A 21,115-nucleotide genomic window follows, 5' to 3' on the forward strand; every position below is an offset into this window, starting at 1 on the left:
GAGAACATGCATGGCAGATAAAAAGGCCACAGTTCAAGTCACTGGACAAGAACCATTTGATTTACCAATAATGTCAGGCACTGCGGGTAACGACGTAATAGACGTTCGTACTTTAGGCGCTCAAGGCGTATTTACATATGATCCGGGTTTTTTGGCCACTGCTTCATGTCAATCAGAGATTACTTTCATTGATGGCGGTAAAGGCGTTTTATTACACCGCGGTTATCCAATTGAGCAACTAGCTAACGACTCTTCTTATTTAGAGTTATGCTACTTGTTGTTGCACGGAGAGTTACCATCTTCTGAGAAACTTGAAGAATTTGAAGAAACAATTACTCATCACACTATGGTGCATGAGAAAATTGCAAACTTCTTCCACGGTTTTGTTGTTGATGCTCACCCAATGGCGATGCTTTGTGGTGTTGTAGGTGCATTATCGAGCTTCTATCATGATGACTTAAGCATTACAGACCCTGCTCAGCGTAAGCGTAGCGCTTACCGTTTAGTTGCTAAATTGCCAACTATTGCGGCGATGGCTTACAAATACAGCATCGGCCAACCTTTTGTTTACCCGAAAAACAAACTGTCTTACTCAGAAAACTTCTTACATATGATGTTCTCTGTTCCTGCAGAAGACTACGAAGTAAATCCAATTATTGCTAAAGCGATGGATAAAATATTCATGCTTCATGCAGACCATGAGCAAAACGCGTCTACTTCTACAGTGCGTTTAGCAGGTTCATCTGGCGCAAATCCATATGCATGTATTGCTGCTGGTATTGCATCTTTATGGGGCCCTGCACACGGCGGCGCAAACGAAGCTTGTTTAACTATGCTTCAACAGATTGGTTCAGTTGATAGAATCCCTGAGTTTGTTGCAAAAGCAAAAGATAAAGCGGATCCGTTCCGTCTTATGGGCTTTGGTCACCGTGTTTACAAAAACTTCGACCCACGCGCTAAAGTAATGCGTGAAACGTGTCACGAAGTTTTAACTGCATTAAAAATTAACGACCCACTACTAGATGTTGCTATGGAACTAGAGCGTATTGCTCTAGAAGACCCATACTTCGTTGAAAAGAAACTATACCCAAATGTAGACTTCTACTCAGGTATTATTCTTAAAGCGATTGGTATTCCAACAAGCATGTTTACAGTAATATTTGCTATGTCTCGTACTGTTGGCTGGATAAGCCACTGGGACGAAATGTTAAGCGAAAAAGGTCAGAAGATTGGTCGTCCTCGTCAATTGTATACTGGTCCTGCTAAGCGTGACTACGTAACTGTTGATAAACGATAACTCTAGTTATTAATTAAAAAGCAGCCACTTGGCTGCTTTTTTTATGCCTAAAAATCAATTATATCTAGACATTTACTTCCCACCAACTTAGCCAATATCACTAACTTTTAGTCAAATTTTTCAACTAATTAGTTTTTACATTAGAGAAAGAGTTAAAAAAATCGCACAAAATACGATAAAACATTGTTATATAACACTTTTAATAAATGGCATGACATATGCGATAGAGCCAGTAATAAATAGCATTAAAAATGGAATATAATAATGAGCACTTATCACCTTCTTAAAAGACTGTCCTTTTACACCTTACTATCAATTTCTATTGTTTCTATACAAGCTTGTGAAGATGCAACCGCTTCTTCGGATAACGCAGCGGAAAAAGAAGAGATTGTAAAGGTCCCCGTAGAAGCTGAGATAGCGTCAAGACAAGATATTGGTAGCTATTACGCTGCGAACGCGGTACTTGAAAGTAGAGCCGAGGCCGATGTTATTAGTAAGGTCCAAGGTTTAGTAGAAGAAGTTTATGTCGAAGAGGGAGATTTTGTAGAGAAAGGTCAACTCTTGGCAAAATTAGATTCATCTCGTTATGTACTAGCGTTGCAACAAAGAGAGGCTGACTTAGCGCAAGTAAAAAGTGAGTTACATCGTTTAAACTCCGCAAAAAATCAGTCGCTTATTAGCGCTGATGCTCTAGAAAAACTAGAGTGGCAGTACAAATCTCTACAAGCTTCAACTGATATTGCTACGTTAGACGTAAAAGAAACGGAAATACTAGCCCCAATAAGCGGTTTTATATCTAATAGGTATGTAAAGGTTGGTAATTTAGTTCACCAATATCAGCATCAAAATCTTTTCAATATTGTTGCCCAAGACAAACTAGAAGGTGTTATTTATTTGCCTGAAGGTAGGTTACCAGAAGTCAAAAAGAATCAACCCGTTCAGCTTAAGTTACCTGCTATTGGCGCTCAGTCGTTTAACGCGCACATAAGTCGAATAAGTCCAGTTATTGATGCAAACAACGGTACATTCAAAGTGGTCGTTGAAGTTGTGAATTCAGATAACTTATTAAAACCAGGTATGTTTGCCGAAGTGAATATTCAACTAGGCCTTCATAGCAATGCTTTAGTGGCACCTTCACGCTCTGTCATTTCTATCGATAACAGTGATTACGTTTATAAAATAATAGACGGTAAAGCCGTTAAAACAAAAATAGAAGCGGGCTATAGACACAGTGGCTTAGTGGAAGTTTTGTCTGGTGTTTCAGACGAAGACACATTGATTGTAGCTGGCCACAATAATTTGAAAAATGATGCATTAGTTTCAATTGTATCGGTTCAAGAGTAAAAGGACAGACCATGAAAATTGTTGAAGTTGCTATTAAGCGCCCAGTTACAATATGGATGTTTGTATTGGCTGTAATGTTATTCGGAATGGTTTCACTGTCACGTTTAGCAATAAACTTACTACCGGATTTATCCTACCCTACTCTGACTATAAGAACAGATTATGACGGTGCTGCTCCTTCGGAAGTAGAACTGTTGATTAGTAAGCCCATCGAAGAAGCGATAGGAATCGTTAAAAATATCCGACAAGTAAGTTCTATATCTAAAGCAGGCCAATCAGATGTTATCTTAGAGTTCAACTGGGGTACAGATATGGACATGGCGAGCTTAAATGTTCGTGAAAAATTGGATATTCTGCAACTGCCTCTAGATATCAAAAAACCGGTACTGTTAAGGTTTAACCCAAGTTTAGATCCTATCATGAGATTAGCTTTAACTTCCGATGAAGAAAGCGCTAGTTTAAAATCGGTTCGCATATTTGCTGAAGAGCAAATTAAACGTAGATTAGAATCTATTTCAGGCGTTGCTTCAGTAAGAGTTGGCGGCGGTTTAGAGCAAGAAATACACATCGAAATTGACCAATTTAAGCTAAATCACCATCAAATACCGCTACAGCACATCATTCAACGATTAAGAGATGAAAATATCAACATGGCTGGCGGTCGTGTAAAAGACATTAACCAAGACTATTTTGTTCGTACTATAAATCAATTCAAAAACGTAGAAGAAATACGACAACTCATTGTTAAGCAAGAACAACTTAAAGTAATAAGACTTGGTGACATTGCTTATGTTAGTGATAGTCATAAGGAGCGTGACTCCATAACTCAGATAGATGGCCAAGAAAGTATCGAAATTTCACTCTATAAAGAAGGTGACGCTAACTCAGTTCAAGTGGCTAAGTCAGTATTAAATCAGTTAGAGCCAATAAATGATAATTTACCAAATGGATTAGCAATAAAGACAATTTATAATCAAGCTGACTTTATTGAATCTGCTGTAAACGAAGTAAAAACAGCAGGTATTATTGGTGGCGTGCTCGCCATGCTTGTACTTTTTCTTTTTCTGCGCAATTCATGGACAACCTTTATTGTATCGCTGTCTATCCCAGTATCTGTTATCGCCACATTTAATTTTATGTATGGCAACAACATATCACTAAATATTATGAGTTTAGGCGGTATAGCCCTCGCGATTGGTTTATTGGTAGATAGCGCCATTGTTGTTCTTGAAAACATTGCTCGATATAAAGAAAAAGGAATGGCACCCAAACTAGCTGCGCTTAATGGAACAAATGAAGTCGCAATGGCCGTAACGGCATCTACACTGACTACGATGGCGGTGTTCTTTCCCCTCGCCTTTGTTGAAGGCATTGCAGGCCAATTATTTAGTGATCAAGCCATGGCAATCACCTTTGCTCTACTCGCGTCTTTGATTGTCTCAATCACTCTTATCCCTATGTTAGCCTCAAGAGAAAAGAAAGAGCACAAGTACATTCCAGAAGTTGCACCAACACAAAAAGAGTCAGCTAAAAGGGGCAAAGTGGCTAATGTAATTTATATACTCACTTGGCCAATCAGAGCATTAACAAAAACCGTTATTTATTGGATCCCCTTAGCACTTGTCATTGTATTTAAATCTCTCGTCAAATTGGTTGCCAAAATTGCGTCGTTTATCTTAAATCCAACAGCAACCGCATTTAACTGGTTATTTGACAAACTATCCTTTGCTTATAAAAAAGCCTTAGATAAAACGTTAAACTGGCCTAAAACCGTTATCTCATTAATCATTTTAGTCTCAGCGGGATCTATTCCTCTAGTTTCTAAATTAGGATCTGAGTTGTTACCACCAATGTCTCAAGGTGAGTTTTACGTTGATATTTTGCTACCAACAGGTGCAAAGCTAGAAGAAACTCGCTCTAAAATATCATCATTAAGCGAGGTGGCTAACAAGCTTCCTATGGTAGAAAAAACCTATAGCATGGTTGGTACTGGCAGTTTGCTTAATGCATCCCCTGCACAAAGTGGTGACAACTGGGCCCGATTAAATATTGTCTTAAAAAGCGACGCTGATAAAACAAATGAAGCTGAGGTCATTGAGTCTTTGCGCGCTATTGTTGAGAAAATGCCTGGTGTTGTTTCAACTATTGAACGTCCTCAACTAATGAGCTTTAAAGCGCCTATTCAAATTGTTTTAACAAGCTACGATTTAAATGGTCTTCAAAAAGCCAGCAGTAAACTGGTTATTAAAATGAAAGACCACCCTCTTCTTACCGATATTAACCCAACGCTAAAAGCTGGCAACCCAGAGATATCTCTCGACTTTAATCATGCACGACTAGCTCAACTTGGCCTTACGGCATCAGAAGTATCAGAAATTGTAGCGACACAAGTCGGCGGAAAAGTCGCCAGCAAGTTAGTCATTGGAGACAGAAAGGTCGATATTCTTGTGAGAACCGCGGAGTCGAGACGAAACTCTATTAATGACTTACGACAACTGATTATTAATCCAACTGCTGATCGTTCCGTTACTCTGGAAGAAGTTGCTGAAATAAGTCTTACCACTGGACCGAGTGAAATTAACCGGCTTCAACAAGAACGAGTTGCCTTAATTGACGTAAACTTTAGTTCAGGCGACTTAGCCTCTGCGGTAATAGTCGTACAAGACATTATTGATAAAAGTGGCTTGCCGCTAAATATTAATACCAGTATTGATGGCCAAAATGAAGACATGCAACACTCGTTTGATTCTCTTATGATGGCATTAGCACTGGCGATATTCATGGTCTATATCGTTATGGCGTCACAGTTTGAGTCGCTACTTCACCCATTGATAATACTGTTTACGGTTCCATTAGCCGGCGCTGGATCAATTTATGGATTATTCATCACAGGTACAAACTTAAGCGTTGTCGTTTTCATCGGATTTATTATGTTAGCCGGCATAGTGGTAAATAACGCTATTGTATTAATTGACCGAATTAACCAATTGCGAGAACAGGGGATAGAAAAAGTCGAAGCTATAAAGCAATCTGCTGAAACTCGATTGCGACCCATTATCATGACAACTCTAACAACTACACTTGGTTTATTACCACTTGCTATTGGCTTTGGTGATGGAGCCGAAATGCGCACACCAATGGCATTAACTGTCATATTCGGATTAGTTTTCTCAACGCTATTAACACTGTTGTTCATACCTGCCCTATATTGGTTATTCGACCTTAAGCAGTTTGAAGTAAAGGGAGATGACCATGTCGTTGCCATCACAACAAAGTAGTACTTCAACGTCTTTAGCTACCTTTGCATTGCGCAAACCTGTTACAACGGTAATTTTATTCTTATCGTTGTTAATGCTTGGGGCGATATCTAGTCGTCTATTGCCTTTGGAAAAGTTTCCAGGAATTGAGATACCTGAACTTTTCATAAACATACCTTACCCTAACTCAACGCCTGCTGAAGTAGAGCGTCAAATTACAAAACCCGTTGAAGAGGTATTGGCGACTATTTCCGGCATTCAAGAGGCACAATCTTGGTCAAATGAATCGGGCGCAAATATTGGTTTATCATTCAAATGGGATGAGAATATTAGTGCAAAGTCTATTGAAGCTAGAGAAAAGATAGACGCAATCAGAGAGCTTTTACCAGAAGATTTAGAGCGCATCATGGTTTATCAGTTTAATACTGGTGACTTTCCGGTGTTTAATCTAAGAATATCATCAGAGCGCGACCTTTCTTTTGCTTATGATCTTTTAGATAAGCAATTAAAGCGACCTATCGAACGTGTACCTGGCGTGTCACAGGTTACGTTATACGGGGTAGATAAACGTGAGATTTCAATTCGTTTAGATGAAACCAAAATTGCCGCTTACAAACTGTCAGTACCGAGTATTATAAACCGCCTTCGAGGCATGAACTTTAGTCAGTCTGCTGGATTTCTGAATACGGCAAAAGGCAAAATACTAATATCTCCAAATGGACAGTTTAAAACTTTAGAGGAAGTACAAAACGCCCCTATTACCGAGTTCGTAAAGCTTAAAGATATCGCAAATATCACCTATGAACTGCCTGAACGTGAAGAAGGTCGTCACTTACATCAAACCTATGCCATTGGTATGGATGTAATGAAAGAATCTAATGCTAATTTAGTGGATGTCGCAACTCGAGTAATGGCCGTAGTTGAAGAAGCTAAAAGCAATCCTCAGTTTGATGGAATTTCACTTTTTGTAATGCAAAATACAGCCGAAGATGTCACCACCTCACTTGGTAATTTAACGGAAGCTGGTTTAATAGGCGCATTTCTTTCTATCGTCGTGCTCTATTCATTTTTAAGACACTTTGCCACCACCGTTATTGTTGTGCTTTCTGTGCCTTTTGCTATTTGTATAACATTAGGTGCAATGTATGTTTTAGGTTATAGCTTAAATGTCCTGTCCTTGATGGGACTCATGCTAGCAATTGGCATGTTAGTAGATAATGCTGTGGTGGTTACTGAATCTATCTTCCATGAGCGACAATCCGACAGCAATATTAAAACAGCAACCGTTAATGGCGTTAACCATGTTTCATTAGCCGTTATTGCCGGTACTTGTACAACGGCCATTGTTTTTTTACCCAACATAATAGGTAAAAAAATTGATGTAACCATCTTCCTTGAGCATGTGGCAATTGCAATTTGTATATCGCTATTTGCCTCGCTTCTTATCGCTCAAACGTTAATACCGTTACTAACAAGTAAAATTAAAAATATTCCAAAGTCCAATAGCGACAACAACAAGTCTCATGTTTTTTATAAAAACATTCTCACTAAGGTAATGAATAATCAGAAGAAGTCTTTTTTTATTGGCTTTTTATTGTTTATTTCCATGGCCATCCCTTTAGGTATGGTTTCAAGTGATGAAGAAAATGGCGTAAGTAATAGTAGAATGTGGCTAAACTACAATATCCAAGGCAATCAAAGCCTAGAAGAAGTAGAACAAGCTGTTGTCCAAATGGAAAACTACTTATATAAGAACCAAGAGTTGTTTGAGTTTGAAAGCGTCTATTCTTATTACCGTGCTGGATTTGCTCGCTCAACGTTAAATATGAACAAAGAGCTGACCAAATCACCAAGTGCCATTAAAAAGCACATTGAAGAAAACTGGCCAGCGCTAGTAATCGCAAAACCGCAATTTGGCTGGAACCAAGGCAATGGTGGCGGTGTTAGAGTTAGTCTGGCTGGCCCTTCAACGGAAGTTCTGATTGAAATAGCCGATCAGGTAGTGCCTTTATTGTCCAAAACCAAAGGTTTACAAGATGTAAAATCTGAAATAACAGGCGACCAAAAAGAAATTCAAATCATTGTAAACAGGGAAAAGATACAACGCTTTGGCTTGAGCAGCCGAGAAGTTGCACAAGCGGCATCATCTGCGTTAAGAGGTTTAAACTTAAGAACATTTAGAGACCCTAATGCAGGAGAAATACAGGTAAAACTAAAATTCGCCGACGACGTAGAAAAGTCCCTAGAGCGCTTCAAGTCTATTATTGTAATTTCTAGAAATGGAATTGATTATCGCCTCGACCAACTTGCTGACATTGTTATTACACCTAGGTTAAACCAGATATATCGACGCTTTAGGCAAACTAATTTAGCCATTGGCGCAAACCTAGAAGAAGGCACGACACTAGAACAAGCTCAAGAGCGTATTACATCAATGATGAATCAAATAGAGCTGCCAACTGGCTATAAATGGACTTTAACAGGAAGTTTTGAACGTCAGGCAGAAGCTGAAAACATCATGCAGGTTAATATGCTATTAGCTTTAATAATGATTTATATCGTTATGGCAGCCTTGTTTGAAAGTCTGATATTACCTACTGCTGTCATTACTTCCTTGCTGTTTTCTATCTCTGGTACCTTCTGGGCGCTCGCGATAACGGGAACAAGTATGTCGGTAATGGTGATGATTGGGATACTAATTTTAATGGGAATTGTAGTAAATAACGGGATTGTACTGGTCGATCGAATAAACCAGTTACGTGAACAAGGCGTAACTCTTTATACTGCGGTTATTGATGGTAGTACTAGTAGATTAAGACCCATTTTAATGACGGTTTCCACCACTATTCTAGGTTTAGTTCCGCTAGCAATCGGCGATGCTAATATTGGAGGAACAGGCAGCCCAGAATACTCACCTATGGCTATAGCCATCATGGGTGGACTCATATTTTCTACTGCCACTAGCCTATTCCTAGTGCCTCTAGCTTATGTGCTATTACTTAAACTAGCGGACCGAACACAGCGCTTGTTTAAACGCGCTAACGCTGTTGCGGCTAAAGCCACCAGAACCGGCGTGTAAACAAAAAAGCCTCATAAGTTTTATTTATTATACTTATGAGGCTCAACTTAGCAGGTGCTTAGTGACTCACTATTTTTAGTTATGTGAGTCATTTAGTGCAACTAAATTAATTTTCAACGCTTTTAGCTTTTGATTCCATTAACAACAAATACATCACCGGAACAACAATTAACGTTAATACTGTCGCAAACCCTAAGCCAAACATGATCACCACTGCCATGCTTTTAAAGAAATCGTCAGTTAGTAATGGCGCCATACCTAAAACAGTTGTAATTGCGGCCATGGAAACTGGCCTAACACGGCTTACCGCAGCATGAACAATTGCATTATAAAAAGTACGACCGTCTTCTTTTTCCAACTCAATTTGCTCAACTAAAACAATACCGTTCTTAATCAACATGCCAGATAGGCTTAGCAGCCCAAGCAAACTCATAAAGCCAAATGCAATACCCGTGGTTAAAAAACCAAAGGAAACACCAATAATAGCTAACGGAACTGTGGTCCATATCACCGTTGCTAATTTAAAAGAATTGAATAGCAAAACAGTAATGATAAACATCAGAGCAAAGCCTAGCGGTAATGCGCTGAATATTGGTGCTTGGGCTTTTTTACTGGCTTCAAATTCGCCACCCCAATTCAATTCATAACCAATAGGCAGTTCAATTTTTTCTAATTCTGGCTTAACTTTCGTAAATAACTGCGCTGCGGTCTTCTCAGACAAAATATCATGATCGGCCATCACGGTAAGTGTACGCTTGCGGTCTCTGCGGTTAATAATTGGATCTTCAAATTCCATGGTGAAATCAGAAATAACCTTAGACAACGGAACATACTGAGATAACACTGGAGAGTAAATCTGCATATCTTCAATGCTATCAATAACATTTCGCTGCTGTTCTGGCATTCTTACTACAATAGGTAGCCTTTCAGTGCCTTCACGATAGACGCCCACTGTTTTGCCTACAAAGTTGGTTAGCAGTAAGTCATCAACCGCAGATTTGGTAATGCCGACTTCTCTAGCTGCGATTGCATCAAACTTAGGACGCATTACTTTTGTCATATTTTTCCAATTATCAGATACATTTCTAGCATCTGGCTCTGCTGACAAAATATTTTTTGCTTGATTTGCAAGGCCTCTGAGTACAATTGGATCCGGACCTGAAAAACGAGCTTCAATTTTGGAAGCTTGCGCCGGGCCAATCTCAACTCTCAGTAACTTTGACTCAATTGTTGGATAATTGTCAGAAATATATTGGCGAGCAAACGTCATCAAAGGCTCTAGATCATCCTTATTTGCTACCCGTACAATTAGCTGACCATAATTACTATAGTTAAGCTCCATGTTGTAGGTAAGCATGAATCTCGCGGCACCGCGTCCAATTGTATTGGAAACAAACTCAACTTGTTTTTGCTCCATTAATGCATTCTCTAATGCTATACCAGCCTCTTCCGTTGCTCTTATGTCTGAACCTTGCGGCAATCTATACTCCACATAAAACATAGGTAAATTAGAAGCAGGAAAAAACGACTGCTTTACGGAGCCAAAACCAACAACGGCTGCAACAAACAATAAAAACATTGACAGCATGGTTGTTTTTGGAAAGTTTAACGCCTTCATTAGTAGACTTTTATATCCAACGTATAACTTGCCTGCATAAGGGTCAGGTTCTTCGTTTGCATCATTGTCGACTTTGGACTCTTTGAATAAAATACTGGCGTAAAAAGGAGTAATTGTAATAGCCGTAACCCAGCTTAATAAAAGAGAAATAAGCAGTACGTAAAAAAGTGACCCAGCAAATTCCCCTGTTGCATCTGGCGAAAGACCAATTGGAGCAAAAGCAATAATTGCAATAAACGTTGCAGCTAACAGTGGCCACTTTGTTTGACGCACAATTAAGCTAGCAGCATCCGCTTTGCTCATTTTTCTGTGCATACCAACCAAAATACCTTCAACAATAACAATTGCGTTATCTACCAACATACCAAGCGCAATGATTAACGCACCAAGTGAAACTCGGTGTAACTGCAAGTCTAGAATATTCATGAAGATGAACGTGCCAAGAACCGTCAATAGCAATATGCCACCAATTAACAAGCCCGTTTTAACGCCCATAAATAGTAACAAAACGATGATGACGATTACTACGGCTTCAACCAAACTCTGAATAAAACCGGAAACAGACTGTTCAACTTCTTTCGGTTGGTTATAAACGGTACTAATATCCATTCCATAAGGTCGCTGTAGTTCTAGCTCTTTTAGTTTAGATGAAACAATTTCACCTATATCTACCACGTTTGCACCAGAGGTAAATGAAAGGCCGACGTATATCGAAGGAGCCCCATTATGTCGCACGATATGGCTTGGTGTTTCATCGTAATCTTTATAAATTTTAGCGATATCAGACAGTATGATTCGCTTTGACTGGCCAGGCGGACTTATAACAAGATCACCAAGTTCTTGAACAGATTCAAATTCTCCTGTTGGATCAAATCTAATTTTTTCATCCCCAACACGAACAAAACCGGCATTAGAAACAACATTTTGCTGCGCTAATAATTGATACAAATAGTCTGTCGATATACCTAGTGACACCATTCGGTTTTGCGACATTTCGATTACAACTTGCTCCTGTTCTGAACCGACAACTGTTACCTTGCCTATCCCTTTTATGAGAACCAGTTCACGTCTTATGTAATCTACATAATCATTAAGCTCATCGTTGCTGTAACCTTCCCCAGATACCGCGAGTAAAACGCCAAATACATCACCAAAGTCATCTTTAACAATAGGTGCAGTTGTACCGGCAGGTAATTGCGGCTGATAATCATTGATTTTTCGTCTCAGTTCATCCCAAATCTGACGTAATTCTGTTTTTCGATAGGTAGACTTCATTTCTACAATAATTTGTGAAATACCTGCACTCGTTATCGACTTTACGTTATCCACGTAAGCGAGCTTTTGAATCTCGTTTTCTAATGGGTGTGTTACCTCTTCTTCCACCTGAACTGGAGAAGCACCAGGGTATTGAGTAATTACAATGGCTTGCTTTAATACAAACTCAGGATCCTCAAGTTGCCCAAGCTGAAAATATGAAATTAAGCCACCGACAAAAAGAATGACTGCAAATAACCAAGACGTTGTCTTCTGTTTTACAAAGTGTCGAGCAATATCAAAACCGTCAGACATTATTAAAGTCCTCTCTCTTGCTTCCACTCAGAAATCACACTTCCCTCTGATATTAAATGAGGTCCTGCTGCAACGACTCTATCACTGCTTGTTAGTAAACCAGTTTCGATAGGCTTTATCACAACACCTGTCTGTCTTGTTTCAATCACATTCACCCTAACTAACTCGGTTTGCATGTTACTTTTTACTTTTAGTACAAACTTTACATTGGAGTTTTCTAACTCACCTACTTTGCTATTTGGCACAAATAAAGAGGAAATTGGAACAATGAGAGCGTTTACATCACTAGTTAATAATTTATCTAATTCTACTTCTAGTGCAGCTGTCATGCCGGCCAGTACATTAAGATCTTCAGGCGTTGGCATGGTAAAAACAACTTGGTAAGACTTAGTTGCAGAGTTTGGAATAATGTCGTGCTCTTTTAACGTAACTTTATATTTCTTTTGTTGCTCACCATCAAATATCAATGTTGGTTGGTAAGTTTGAGCCTTTGAGGATTTTGGTAACCTGATCATCAATTGCTCAGGCACTTGAATTACTACATCTATTGTTTCTCTTCCCTGAAGCTCCATAATCGGTTGTTTTGCTTGTATAAACTCAAAAGCTTCAACATTAACGTGCGCAACCACACCAGGAAATGGTGCTTTGATTGTAGAATATTTTAAATTGTTTTTTGCGGCTTCTAATTGGGCTGATGCAATATCTAATTCAGCTTTTAGTTGATCATACTCCGCGGATGAAATCAGTTTTTCTGCAAGTAATTTGTCGGCTCTATCAAACTGTGACTTAGTTAAGTCAAATCTCGCTAATGCTTGCTTATGCTGAATTATAAAATCACTGTCATCAAGTTTTGCTAGAACTTGGTCTTTCTCTACATGTTGACCTGCAACAACGGAAATTTTTGCGACCTCACCATTTACTCTAAATGCAAGGTGAGCGTAAATTGATGGTTCGACCGTAGCTGGAAAAGTTCGAATCGTATCGCCTTGAAGCTTTTTAACCTGTGCCAATTTTGCAGGCCTAATATTGCTCGTTTTACTAGTTTCTTCTTTTTCATTTGAGCATCCAGTAACCAAGAGCACACCAATAACCGCCGTGAATAACATTGTTACTTTTATTAATTTTGAATAAGCCATTGATAAAACCTTATATTTAAGCAATTTTTTAAATTCTAACAGCAATCTTAATAATTGATATTTATATTAAATTAACATCTATATAATATTTAATTATGATTTTTAGAAGCTTTGATTAATGATTAAAATAGACCAACTAGAAACCTTTGCTACGGTATTTGAGACCGGATCTATAAATGCTGCCGCACAGCAGCTCAGAAGAACTCAGCCAGCAGTTAGTATGACGCTTAAACGCCTAGAAGAATCTATAGGTTTTCAACTCTTTGATAGAACAAACTATAGACTAAAACCAACAGACAGAGGACATATCTATTATCAAAAAGCTAAGTCTATTTTAGATCAAATGCATCAACTTCAAGACTTAAGTACAAGTCTTACTGCTTGCATAGAGCATAAAGTTTCTATTGCGATAGAAGATACGGCTAACATTGCTTCAATAATAAATAAGCTTCAACCTGTGCAATCTTTATTTCCAAACACTGAACTTGTTATAGAAACAGAAAGTAGGCTAAACAGTTTAACAAGATTAGCAAAAGAGGAAGTTCAACTAGCGATTACACCATGGATATTTACTTTTGCAAGTGAAGGTGAATTTGAGTCTAAAACAGTAAAAACAATGAGTATGTTTTATTGTATTCATAAAGACTTAGCGGCAACTTTAGGAATCACTAAAGAATCCGACGTAACAGAGCAAGTGTTGATGCAATTGCCACAGATTGTTCCAACCGAATTTAGCGTCAAACTTAATCACACTAAAATAATGAAGCCTATTGGCCGTAGTATAGTTAAAGTAAATAACTTAACCGCAATGCTAGCGGCGTTAAACGCTAAACTTGGTTGGGGTCCAATAACTGATAGTTATTGGAGTTCTGACATGGAATCTCGTTTTTTTAGATTTCCAATAGATAAAAATTCATCTCCCATAAGCAATGAAATTCGAATTGTCAAAAACAGGTACAAAAGTCTAGGGCCTGCTGCAAAAAAAATCTGGACGCTAATATAAAAAACACACAAATTGTAAATAAAAGGTTACAATGGCGTATTATTGAGCACCACTTATAACAAAGAAAACCTGTGGATAACCTGAGGAAAAGCCGTTAACAAGGAGCTTGATAAGTTTTGACTTTTAATAAGGCTGCTGAAAGTGAAAGTAAAAAAAATCCGCCAGTCCAACTTTAATAAAAAAAATAATTCAGCTAATCTTAATTTCAGTTAGTCAGATATTGATGAATTTGACAAAGTTAAGATTAAGTACACAAGTTTTAGCGCACGGCTCTTAATGAGCCATTCCCCTCGCCCAGATCAGGAATCGTTCTGGGCTTTTTTTTGCCTATAGTTTTGCCGTAGTAAATAAGTCTTTGAAGTTTTGTGTCGTTTGCTCAGCGACTTCTTCAACCGAAATATTTTTCAATTGCGCTACAAACTCTGCCACATGTTTTACATAGGCTGGCTGGTTCTGTTTACCTCGGTATGGAACGGGCGCTAGATAAGGTGAATCTGTTTCAATTAACAACCTATCTAAAGGCATTTTTCTCACTACATCCTGAAGCTCAGCTGCGCTTTTAAACGTGACAATTCCAGAAATTGAAATGTAGAAGTTAAGATCCATTGCTTGCTTGGCCATTTCCCAAGACTCTGTGAAACAATGAAGTACGCCTCTGCATTTATCGGCGTTTTGCTCTTTCAAGATTGCAATTGTATCTTCTCTAGCATCGCGAGTATGGACAATAATAGGTTTATTTAGTTTGTTTCCAACTTCAATATGATGAGCAAACGCCTTTTGTTGGTCAGCAATAGAGTCTTTAGAATAATAATAATCTAAGCCAGTTTCCCCAACGGCAACAACCCTTTGATCTGAAGCTAGCTCATGTAAGTCCTTTAACGTAAAGTTTTTATCTTCACCAACATGCAATGGATGCACACCGCAAGAGAAAGAAACATTTTTATAATTTTTAGACTTTTCTACCATGGCAGGGAACTGATCTAATGAAATAGCAACACACAACATATGCTCCACATTATTTGCTTGAGCGTTTTCAAACAAAGTGCCAAAGTCGATCTTTTCTTTTTCCAAATCAATTCTGTCTAAATGACAATGTGAATCAACAAATCGCATAACTACCCCTACCAAAATTTTGAACTACAATTATCTAATAAAAGAAGTGAGAAAAAAAGGCATAACCTTCGTACCTCCTATAACTTTAAGTTATTCCATTAAATTATAAGATTTTAGGATAAATTTGCATTTACATACCGAACGGTCGGTATTACAATCGCATATTCAAAATCTAAGGACATAAAAACATGCGTATTGTATCAACTACACTCACTACTATCTTTCTTCTGGCTTCATCACTTTCATTTACAGCTCAGTCAAAAGACTACAATGCTGAAGAACTCACTTCCAAATATAAAGCCGAAATTGAACAGATAGCACCTGACAGTTCACCTTATGACATTGTTGAGTCTTTATCTAAAGTTGTTTTTAAGTCAGTTGCGAATGCAAAAGCGCAAGGTGATGAAAAAACAACAAAAGAGCTAATGCAATTAATTGTTAGGCAGCAACTATTACCGTTTGTAGATGTACGTTTTGCTGCTTATAAAATTTTAGGGCCGCAACTAAAGCAATCAACAAAAGAAGAGCGTGATTTATTTGTTGATGCGATGGAGAGAAACTTAGTAGATACGTATTCATCAGCGTTGGTGCAGTACAATAACCAAGAAGTTAGATATGAGCCTAAAAGAGACGTATCGAATCAAAAAATGGTGGCTGTAAGAACTGAATTATTACAGCCAGGCGGTAAACCATTATCGATGATATTTAAGCTACGAAAAAACAGCAAAACGGGTGAGTGGAAGGCTTACGACTTAATTGTTGAAGGTATTAGCTTAATTGACTCTAAACGTGCAGAGCTGTCTCAGCCACTACGTAATGACGGTATTGGTCAAGTAGCAGAAACGCTTTTGGAAGAATAACCAAAAGCGTTTCAGGGCTTTTTCCTTAGTTAACAGACCGTTAAGCCAATTGTCTAATTAACTCACTAGGTGTAATTTTTAATAAAGAACGTGTGCTTAGTGAGCCAACTACCGCAACAAATATGGCGCCAGATAAAGGCCCTATCATCCACAACTCCCAATGCAGTACCCAAGTCATTTTAAAAGAGTAAGTTTGCAGTAGATATAAACTAAACTCAGCTACCGAAGCCGCAATAAATCCAGAGATAGCACCTAGGCTAATAAACTCGTAGGATATTGCATTTCGAATAACACTGCCCTTTGCACCAATTGTTCTGTAAATGACTGTTTCCTTTTTACGTTCATCTAAAGAAGACTGAACTTGTGCCACTAGCACTAAAGTCGCCGCTATTACTACTATCAGCAATACAAACTGAATCGCTACCGATACTTGGGCTATTACACTTTGTATTTGCTCAAGCATAGCTGCAACATCGATGATGCTTAACGTTGGGTAGTCTGCTAACAGTTCGTTTAACCAAAGCTTATCTTCTTTTGCCAAGTAAAAAGACGTGATATAGGTCGCTGGAAAGTCTGCAATAACGTCATCACTGAATATCATGTAGAAGTTAGGTTGTAGGCTGTTCCAATCTACTGTTCTTATACTCGTTACAGTTGCCCTAACAGTTTGGGAACCAATTAAAAAGCTAAGTTCATCGCCTAGCTTTAACTCAAGACGCTCTGCAACTTTAGCTTCCACAGACACTTGCTTTTGCACATCCTGTGGCATCCAAGTACCTTCAATAAGTTCATTGTTATTAGGGAACTTGTCTGTAAAGGTTAAATTGAGTTCACGTCCAAAGCCGGTTCTGGCTTCTTCTTTGTCCTTGTTTGCTTGTTCTTGTGTTTTATTAGCTGTTTCGCTGTTGTCGTCAAACTCACCTTTGCCTTTAAATTTAGCACCATCGTCAGCTTCTTCTGGGCGCTTTTGCTTAAGAACTTCATCATTAATTTGAGTCAATCTGCCGCGAATAATTGGATAAAACTGTTCTGGTTGAATTCCTTTTTCACTAAACCTTTGCTCAATTTTCTCAATGTTTTGTTGCGAAATATTAATTATAAAATGGTTGGGCGCTCCCTGAGGGATTTGTTCCTGCCACTCTTGTATAATTGAGTTTTTCAGTGAAAACAAAATTAGGACAAGCATAATTGCCAGCGTAAACCCGATAACCTGAGATACATTTTCCTTTGAACGTCGTTGCAATGATGCAATCGCAAGTTTAAGAGATGGATTATCAATACGTTTACTCGCGCTTCTACAGGCTACTAATAAGAGTCTAGAAACTAGGAGGATTAATACGCTTAAAACTAATCCTGCACCTAATACAATGCCAGTGAGTTTAATGTCTTGGCTGTAAAACCACACCAGTCCAATGGTTGTAGTGGCCATAATAGCCTGTGCGCTTATAGACGATGACACTCCGTCTCCTAAGTTACGGCGTAATACTCTTAGCGGCGGTACATTAAATAGCTTAAGCAATGCGGGTACGGAAAACATCAGCGCACAAACAAAACCAGTAACAATTGAGACTACAAAAGGACGATATCCAATGTCAGGAATGTCTTTAGGAAGGTATTCAGCTAATGAGATCAGAGCGATATTTTGTAAGCCCGAACCAACAACTAAACCAATCAAAATACTAACTACCGCGATTAAACAAAGTTGCGTTAAATAAATAACCTGCACCTGACGAACACTGGCGCCTAAAGTTTTCATAATGGCAATTGAATCTAAATGACGTTGGCTATAAAGCCTAGCTGATACCGATATTGCCACAGCCGCTAACAATACACCCAATACTCCGGCAAGCATGAGAAAGCTCTCAGCACGCTCTAATGAGCTAGTAATATTAGAGGCACCTTCTTTAACACCTCTAAACTTCTGACTTTCAGAAAGCTGAGGTTTTACCCATGACTCTAGTTCGTCAAGTGCTTGCGGTTCACCAGCGAACAGCCCTGCATAAGTAACTCGGCTGCCGGGCTGAATCACTTCAGTTTTAGGAATGTCATTGATGTTCATGATCACCCTAGTGCCCGAGTTAAATACCTGAAAAGGTGCATCTGGTTCAGCATCGATAATGCCAGATACCGTAAACGTTCCTTCGCCAACATCTATTTGACTCGACTGTCCTAAGGCAAAATACAGTCTTTTACTGATCCAAACATTCCCTACTTCTGGTCCTTTTGCCTTAAAAATTTCACTTTCCTCATTCAAAGGCTCAATAAACAATTCTCCACGCAGTGGATAGTTTTGAGTTACCGCTTTTACCACCGCTAGATTCATCTTGTCGCCGGCAAAGGCCATTGATGAGAAATAAATATGCTTATCGGTTCTAATATTCAGGGATTCAGCGTATTCATAAACTTCTTTTTTTATTTCAGTTGGACTCACTAAGTCCTTGTCTGCTGCTAAAAACTCGGCACTTTTCATCAAAATGGATGCTTGTACTCTATCCGTTAGACTACTTAACGCCATAACCGATGAAACCGCTAAAACAATAGACAAGGCGATTACTGTGAGCTCTCCGCGACCAAACTCGCGCTTAAAGAGTCTAAATGACAGCCCAAGCCAGGTTAATAACTTACTTTGCATCTTGTTTAGCCTTTTGAATAGGTGTGACATCGGCAAGTTTTGGTTTTGGCACTTCCTGCAAAGATAAGTGTCCATCTTTAATGATATATGTTTTTTCACAGCGCTTGGCTAATGCCGGGTCGTGAGTCACTAATACTAATGTGGTATTGGCACTTTTATTCAACTCAAACAACAGGTCTTCCACTAAATGGCCGTTAACAGAATCTAAGTTCGCAGATGGTTCGTCTGCGAACAATAATTTAGGTTCAGTGATAAAGGCACGCGCTATTGCAACACGTTGTTGTTCGCCGCCTGACAATTGATTTGGAAAGTGATCTAAACGATGGCTTAACCCCACTTTATCTAACCATTTCTGCGCGTTTTCTTTCGCTTTTGTTCTAATTTCAATATTATCCGACAGCTCTGCTGGCAGCATTACATTCTCAAGCGCGGTTAAACTCGGCACTAACAAAAACTGTTGGAAGATAAAGCCGATATCAGAACGTCTTATCGCAGCACGATCTTCTTCGTCTAAAATTTGAATTTGTTTACCGTAGAATTCAATTGCGCCCGTTGTTGGCAAATCCAGTCCAGCTAAGAGCCCTAAAAGCGTTGATTTACCAGAACCTGAAGCGCCGACAATGGCAACTGACTCACCATGCTCGATTGAAAGTTCAATATCACTTATGATAGTGATCTTTTTTTCAGCGTCTGCGTTGTTACTTGAAGAATTAGACAATATAACTGTCTTACTAATATTATTGGCGACTAGCGCTGGTAAAGCATCTTTATTCATGAAAATAGGATCCAATCAAAGCAATGAATTTATATAGTAAAAGAAACTCGTTAAACAACACAAGCTTCCTATTTGTACTATTTACGTTACTTTTCACATTTTCGATTGCCTCTCATGCTAAATCGACAAAAGTACTTATGTATGGCGATAGTGTTAGCGCGGGTTACGGGATGAAAACAGAGCAAAGTTGGCCTTACCTTTTATCGCAAACTTTTGTAACAGAAAACGCAGGAATAAATTTAGTCAATGCGAGTATAAGTGGTGAAACTACTGGAGGTGGCGTAGCGAGGCTTGCCTCTGTTATGAAAAGACAAGAATTAAACGAAGGCGACTGGGTTATTTTAGAACTTGGTGGCAATGATGGCTTACGCGGCTTTCCTATATCAACACTTAAAACAAATTTACAGTTAATGATTGATCAAGTGAAAAGTCACAATGTAAATGTTGCATTGATGCAAGTGCGAATACCACCAAACTACGGTAAACGTTATACAACTATGTTTGAGGACGTTTATAAAGACTTAGCGAAAACTAACAGCATTAAACTACTGCCCTTCTTTATGGAGAAAGTAGCTATGAATAAAAACTACATGATGCCAGACGGTATTCACCCAAATGTTAGTGCGCAAGTAATCATAAGAGATGAAATGAAAGAAGTGATTGAGTCTTTGATCGCCGATTAAGATTTTTCATTTTTAAACCAAAGAAAGCGTCGACTTAGTTTCGGCGTTTTTTTATAGATGACGTATTAAAATGCAATGACAAATAAGTTTTGAAGTTTTGAAGTTTTGAAGTTTTGAAGTTTTGAAGTTTTGAAGTTTTGAAGTTTTGAAGTTTTGAAGTTTTGAAGTTTTGAAGTTTTGAAGTTTTGAAGTTTTGAAGTTTTGAAGTTTTGAAGAAGTATAACATTTAAAAAGTGGTACTCCCAAGGGGATTCGAACCCCTGTTACCGCCGTGAAAGGGCGGTGTCCTAGGCCTCTAGACGATGGGAGCACAGGACTTTTTAACTGTTTTAAATTTAAGTGGTACTCCCAAGGGGATTCGAACCCCTGTTACCGCCGTGAAAGGGCGGTGTCCTAGGCCTCTAGACGATGGGAGCACTAAGACTTAAACTTGTTGTTAATTGATGGTACTCCCAAGGGGATTCGAACCCCTGTTACCGCCGTGAAAGGGCGGTGTCCTAGGCCTCTAGACGATGGGAGCACAGGACAATTAACTGTTGATTATAATAAGTGGTACTCCCAAGGGGATTCGAACCCCTGTTACCGCCGTGAAAGGGCGGTGTCCTAGGCCTCTAGACGATGGGAGCACAGGACTTATTAATCTCAATTCTATAATATAATACTGGTGGAGCTAAGCGGGATCGAACCGCTGACCTCTACACTGCCAGTGTAGCGCTCTCCCAGCTGAGCTATAGCCCCATATTACAGAA

The 21,115-nt window shown here is 38.8% G+C and carries 12 protein-coding genes and 5 tRNA genes; 7 read left to right on the forward strand and 10 right to left on the reverse strand.

From position 1 onward, the window contains the following. Positions 1-10 precede the first annotated feature (10 nt). From ABD009_RS01850 to ABD009_RS01865, 4 genes are all read left to right on the forward strand, one after another. Positions 11-1,297 carry a citrate synthase gene (locus ABD009_RS01850; RefSeq protein WP_343822325.1) on the forward strand — a complete coding sequence of 429 codons (1,287 nt, stop codon included), beginning with the start codon at positions 11-13 and terminating at the stop codon, positions 1,295-1,297. Positions 1,298-1,561: 264 nt separating this feature from the next. Beyond that, positions 1,562-2,641, forward strand: a complete 1,080-nt coding sequence (locus tag ABD009_RS01855) for an efflux RND transporter periplasmic adaptor subunit (RefSeq protein WP_343822326.1) — start codon at positions 1,562-1,564, stop codon at positions 2,639-2,641. 11 nt (positions 2,642-2,652) lie between these two features. Next, complete coding sequence (locus ABD009_RS01860; RefSeq protein WP_343822327.1) at positions 2,653-5,919, forward strand: efflux RND transporter permease subunit; 3,267 nt, start codon at positions 2,653-2,655, stop codon at positions 5,917-5,919. Beyond that, on the forward strand, positions 5,894-8,977 hold the full coding sequence (locus tag ABD009_RS01865) for an efflux RND transporter permease subunit (protein ID WP_343822328.1): 3,084 nt from the start codon (positions 5,894-5,896) through the stop codon (positions 8,975-8,977). Before ABD009_RS01860 ends, ABD009_RS01865 begins: the two co-directional genes overlap by 26 nt. 106 nt (positions 8,978-9,083) lie before the next feature. On the opposite strand, the gene ABD009_RS01870 is transcribed toward ABD009_RS01865, so the two are convergent. Next, positions 9,084-12,164, reverse strand: coding sequence for an efflux RND transporter permease subunit (locus ABD009_RS01870; RefSeq protein WP_343822329.1), 3,081 nt, complete (start codon positions 12,162-12,164; stop codon positions 9,084-9,086). 2 nt (positions 12,165-12,166) lie between these two features. Further along, positions 12,167-13,300 carry an efflux RND transporter periplasmic adaptor subunit gene (locus tag ABD009_RS01875; protein WP_343822330.1) on the reverse strand — a complete coding sequence of 378 codons (1,134 nt, stop codon included), beginning with the start codon at positions 13,298-13,300 and terminating at the stop codon, positions 12,167-12,169. Between the two features lie 118 nt (positions 13,301-13,418). Between ABD009_RS01875 and ABD009_RS01880 the strand changes: the two genes are divergently transcribed. Continuing rightward, a complete protein-coding gene (locus ABD009_RS01880) occupies positions 13,419-14,303 on the forward strand; it encodes a LysR family transcriptional regulator (RefSeq protein ID WP_343822331.1) in 885 nt (294 codons plus the stop codon). A 327-nt stretch (positions 14,304-14,630) separates the two neighbouring features. On the opposite strand, the gene ABD009_RS01885 is transcribed toward ABD009_RS01880, so the two are convergent. Further along, entirely contained in the window at positions 14,631-15,416 is a 786-nt protein-coding gene (locus tag ABD009_RS01885) for a TatD family hydrolase (protein WP_343822332.1), read from the reverse strand. A gap of 188 nt (positions 15,417-15,604) precedes the next feature. Here ABD009_RS01885 and ABD009_RS01890 point away from each other — a divergent pair, with 188 nt between their 5' ends. Next, complete coding sequence (locus ABD009_RS01890) at positions 15,605-16,276, forward strand: MlaC/ttg2D family ABC transporter substrate-binding protein (RefSeq protein ID WP_343822333.1); 672 nt, start codon at positions 15,605-15,607, stop codon at positions 16,274-16,276. 40 nt (positions 16,277-16,316) lie between these two features. On the opposite strand, the gene ABD009_RS01895 is transcribed toward ABD009_RS01890, so the two are convergent. Together ABD009_RS01895 and ABD009_RS01900 are read right to left on the reverse strand one after the other, a co-directional pair. Next, positions 16,317-18,908, reverse strand: a complete 2,592-nt coding sequence (locus ABD009_RS01895) for an ABC transporter permease (protein WP_343822334.1) — start codon at positions 18,906-18,908, stop codon at positions 16,317-16,319. Next, complete coding sequence (locus ABD009_RS01900; RefSeq protein ID WP_343822335.1) at positions 18,898-19,683, reverse strand: ABC transporter ATP-binding protein; 786 nt, start codon at positions 19,681-19,683, stop codon at positions 18,898-18,900. The genes ABD009_RS01895 and ABD009_RS01900 overlap by 11 nt, the downstream gene beginning before the upstream one ends. Before the next feature lie 23 nt (positions 19,684-19,706). Here ABD009_RS01900 and ABD009_RS01905 point away from each other — a divergent pair, with 23 nt between their 5' ends. Further along, entirely contained in the window at positions 19,707-20,366 is a 660-nt protein-coding gene (locus ABD009_RS01905) for an arylesterase (protein ID WP_343822336.1), read from the forward strand. A gap of 234 nt (positions 20,367-20,600) precedes the next feature. Here ABD009_RS01905 and ABD009_RS01910 read toward each other — a convergent pair. The 5 genes from ABD009_RS01910 to ABD009_RS01930 form a co-directional block, all read right to left on the reverse strand. Then, positions 20,601-20,676, reverse strand: a tRNA-Glu gene (locus tag ABD009_RS01910). 30 nt (positions 20,677-20,706) lie between these two features. Continuing rightward, positions 20,707-20,782 (reverse strand) — tRNA-Glu (locus ABD009_RS01915). A 28-nt stretch (positions 20,783-20,810) separates the two neighbouring features. Beyond that, positions 20,811-20,886 (reverse strand) — tRNA-Glu (locus tag ABD009_RS01920). A 30-nt stretch (positions 20,887-20,916) separates the two neighbouring features. Then, positions 20,917-20,992 (reverse strand) — tRNA-Glu (locus ABD009_RS01925). Positions 20,993-21,028: 36 nt separating this feature from the next. Then, positions 21,029-21,104 (reverse strand) — tRNA-Ala (locus ABD009_RS01930). Positions 21,105-21,115 lie beyond the last annotated feature (11 nt).

It is taken from the genome of Psychrosphaera haliotis, assembly GCF_039523615.1.
GTDB classification, from domain to species: Bacteria; Pseudomonadota; Gammaproteobacteria; order Enterobacterales; family Alteromonadaceae; genus Psychrosphaera; species Psychrosphaera haliotis.

Coding starts and splice junctions, on each gene's coding strand:
- ABD009_RS01905 (WP_343822336.1), top strand. CDS start 19,707: ATGAATTTATATAGTAAAAGAAACTCGTTAAACAACACAAGCTTCCTA.
- ABD009_RS01865 (WP_343822328.1), top strand. CDS start 5,894: ATGTCGTTGCCATCACAACAAAGTAGTACTTCAACGTCTTTAGCTACC.
- ABD009_RS01875 (WP_343822330.1), bottom strand. CDS start 13,300: ATGGCTTATTCAAAATTAATAAAAGTAACAATGTTATTCACGGCGGTT.
- ABD009_RS01890 (WP_343822333.1), top strand. CDS start 15,605: ATGCGTATTGTATCAACTACACTCACTACTATCTTTCTTCTGGCTTCA.
- ABD009_RS01855 (WP_343822326.1), top strand. CDS start 1,562: ATGAGCACTTATCACCTTCTTAAAAGACTGTCCTTTTACACCTTACTA.
- ABD009_RS01885 (WP_343822332.1), bottom strand. CDS start 15,416: ATGCGATTTGTTGATTCACATTGTCATTTAGACAGAATTGATTTGGAA.
- ABD009_RS01860 (WP_343822327.1), top strand. CDS start 2,653: ATGAAAATTGTTGAAGTTGCTATTAAGCGCCCAGTTACAATATGGATG.
- ABD009_RS01895 (WP_343822334.1), bottom strand. CDS start 18,908: ATGCAAAGTAAGTTATTAACCTGGCTTGGGCTGTCATTTAGACTCTTT.
- ABD009_RS01900 (WP_343822335.1), bottom strand. CDS start 19,683: ATGAATAAAGATGCTTTACCAGCGCTAGTCGCCAATAATATTAGTAAG.
- ABD009_RS01850 (WP_343822325.1), top strand. CDS start 11: ATGGCAGATAAAAAGGCCACAGTTCAAGTCACTGGACAAGAACCATTT.
- ABD009_RS01880 (WP_343822331.1), top strand. CDS start 13,419: ATGATTAAAATAGACCAACTAGAAACCTTTGCTACGGTATTTGAGACC.
- ABD009_RS01870 (WP_343822329.1), bottom strand. CDS start 12,164: ATGTCTGACGGTTTTGATATTGCTCGACACTTTGTAAAACAGAAGACA.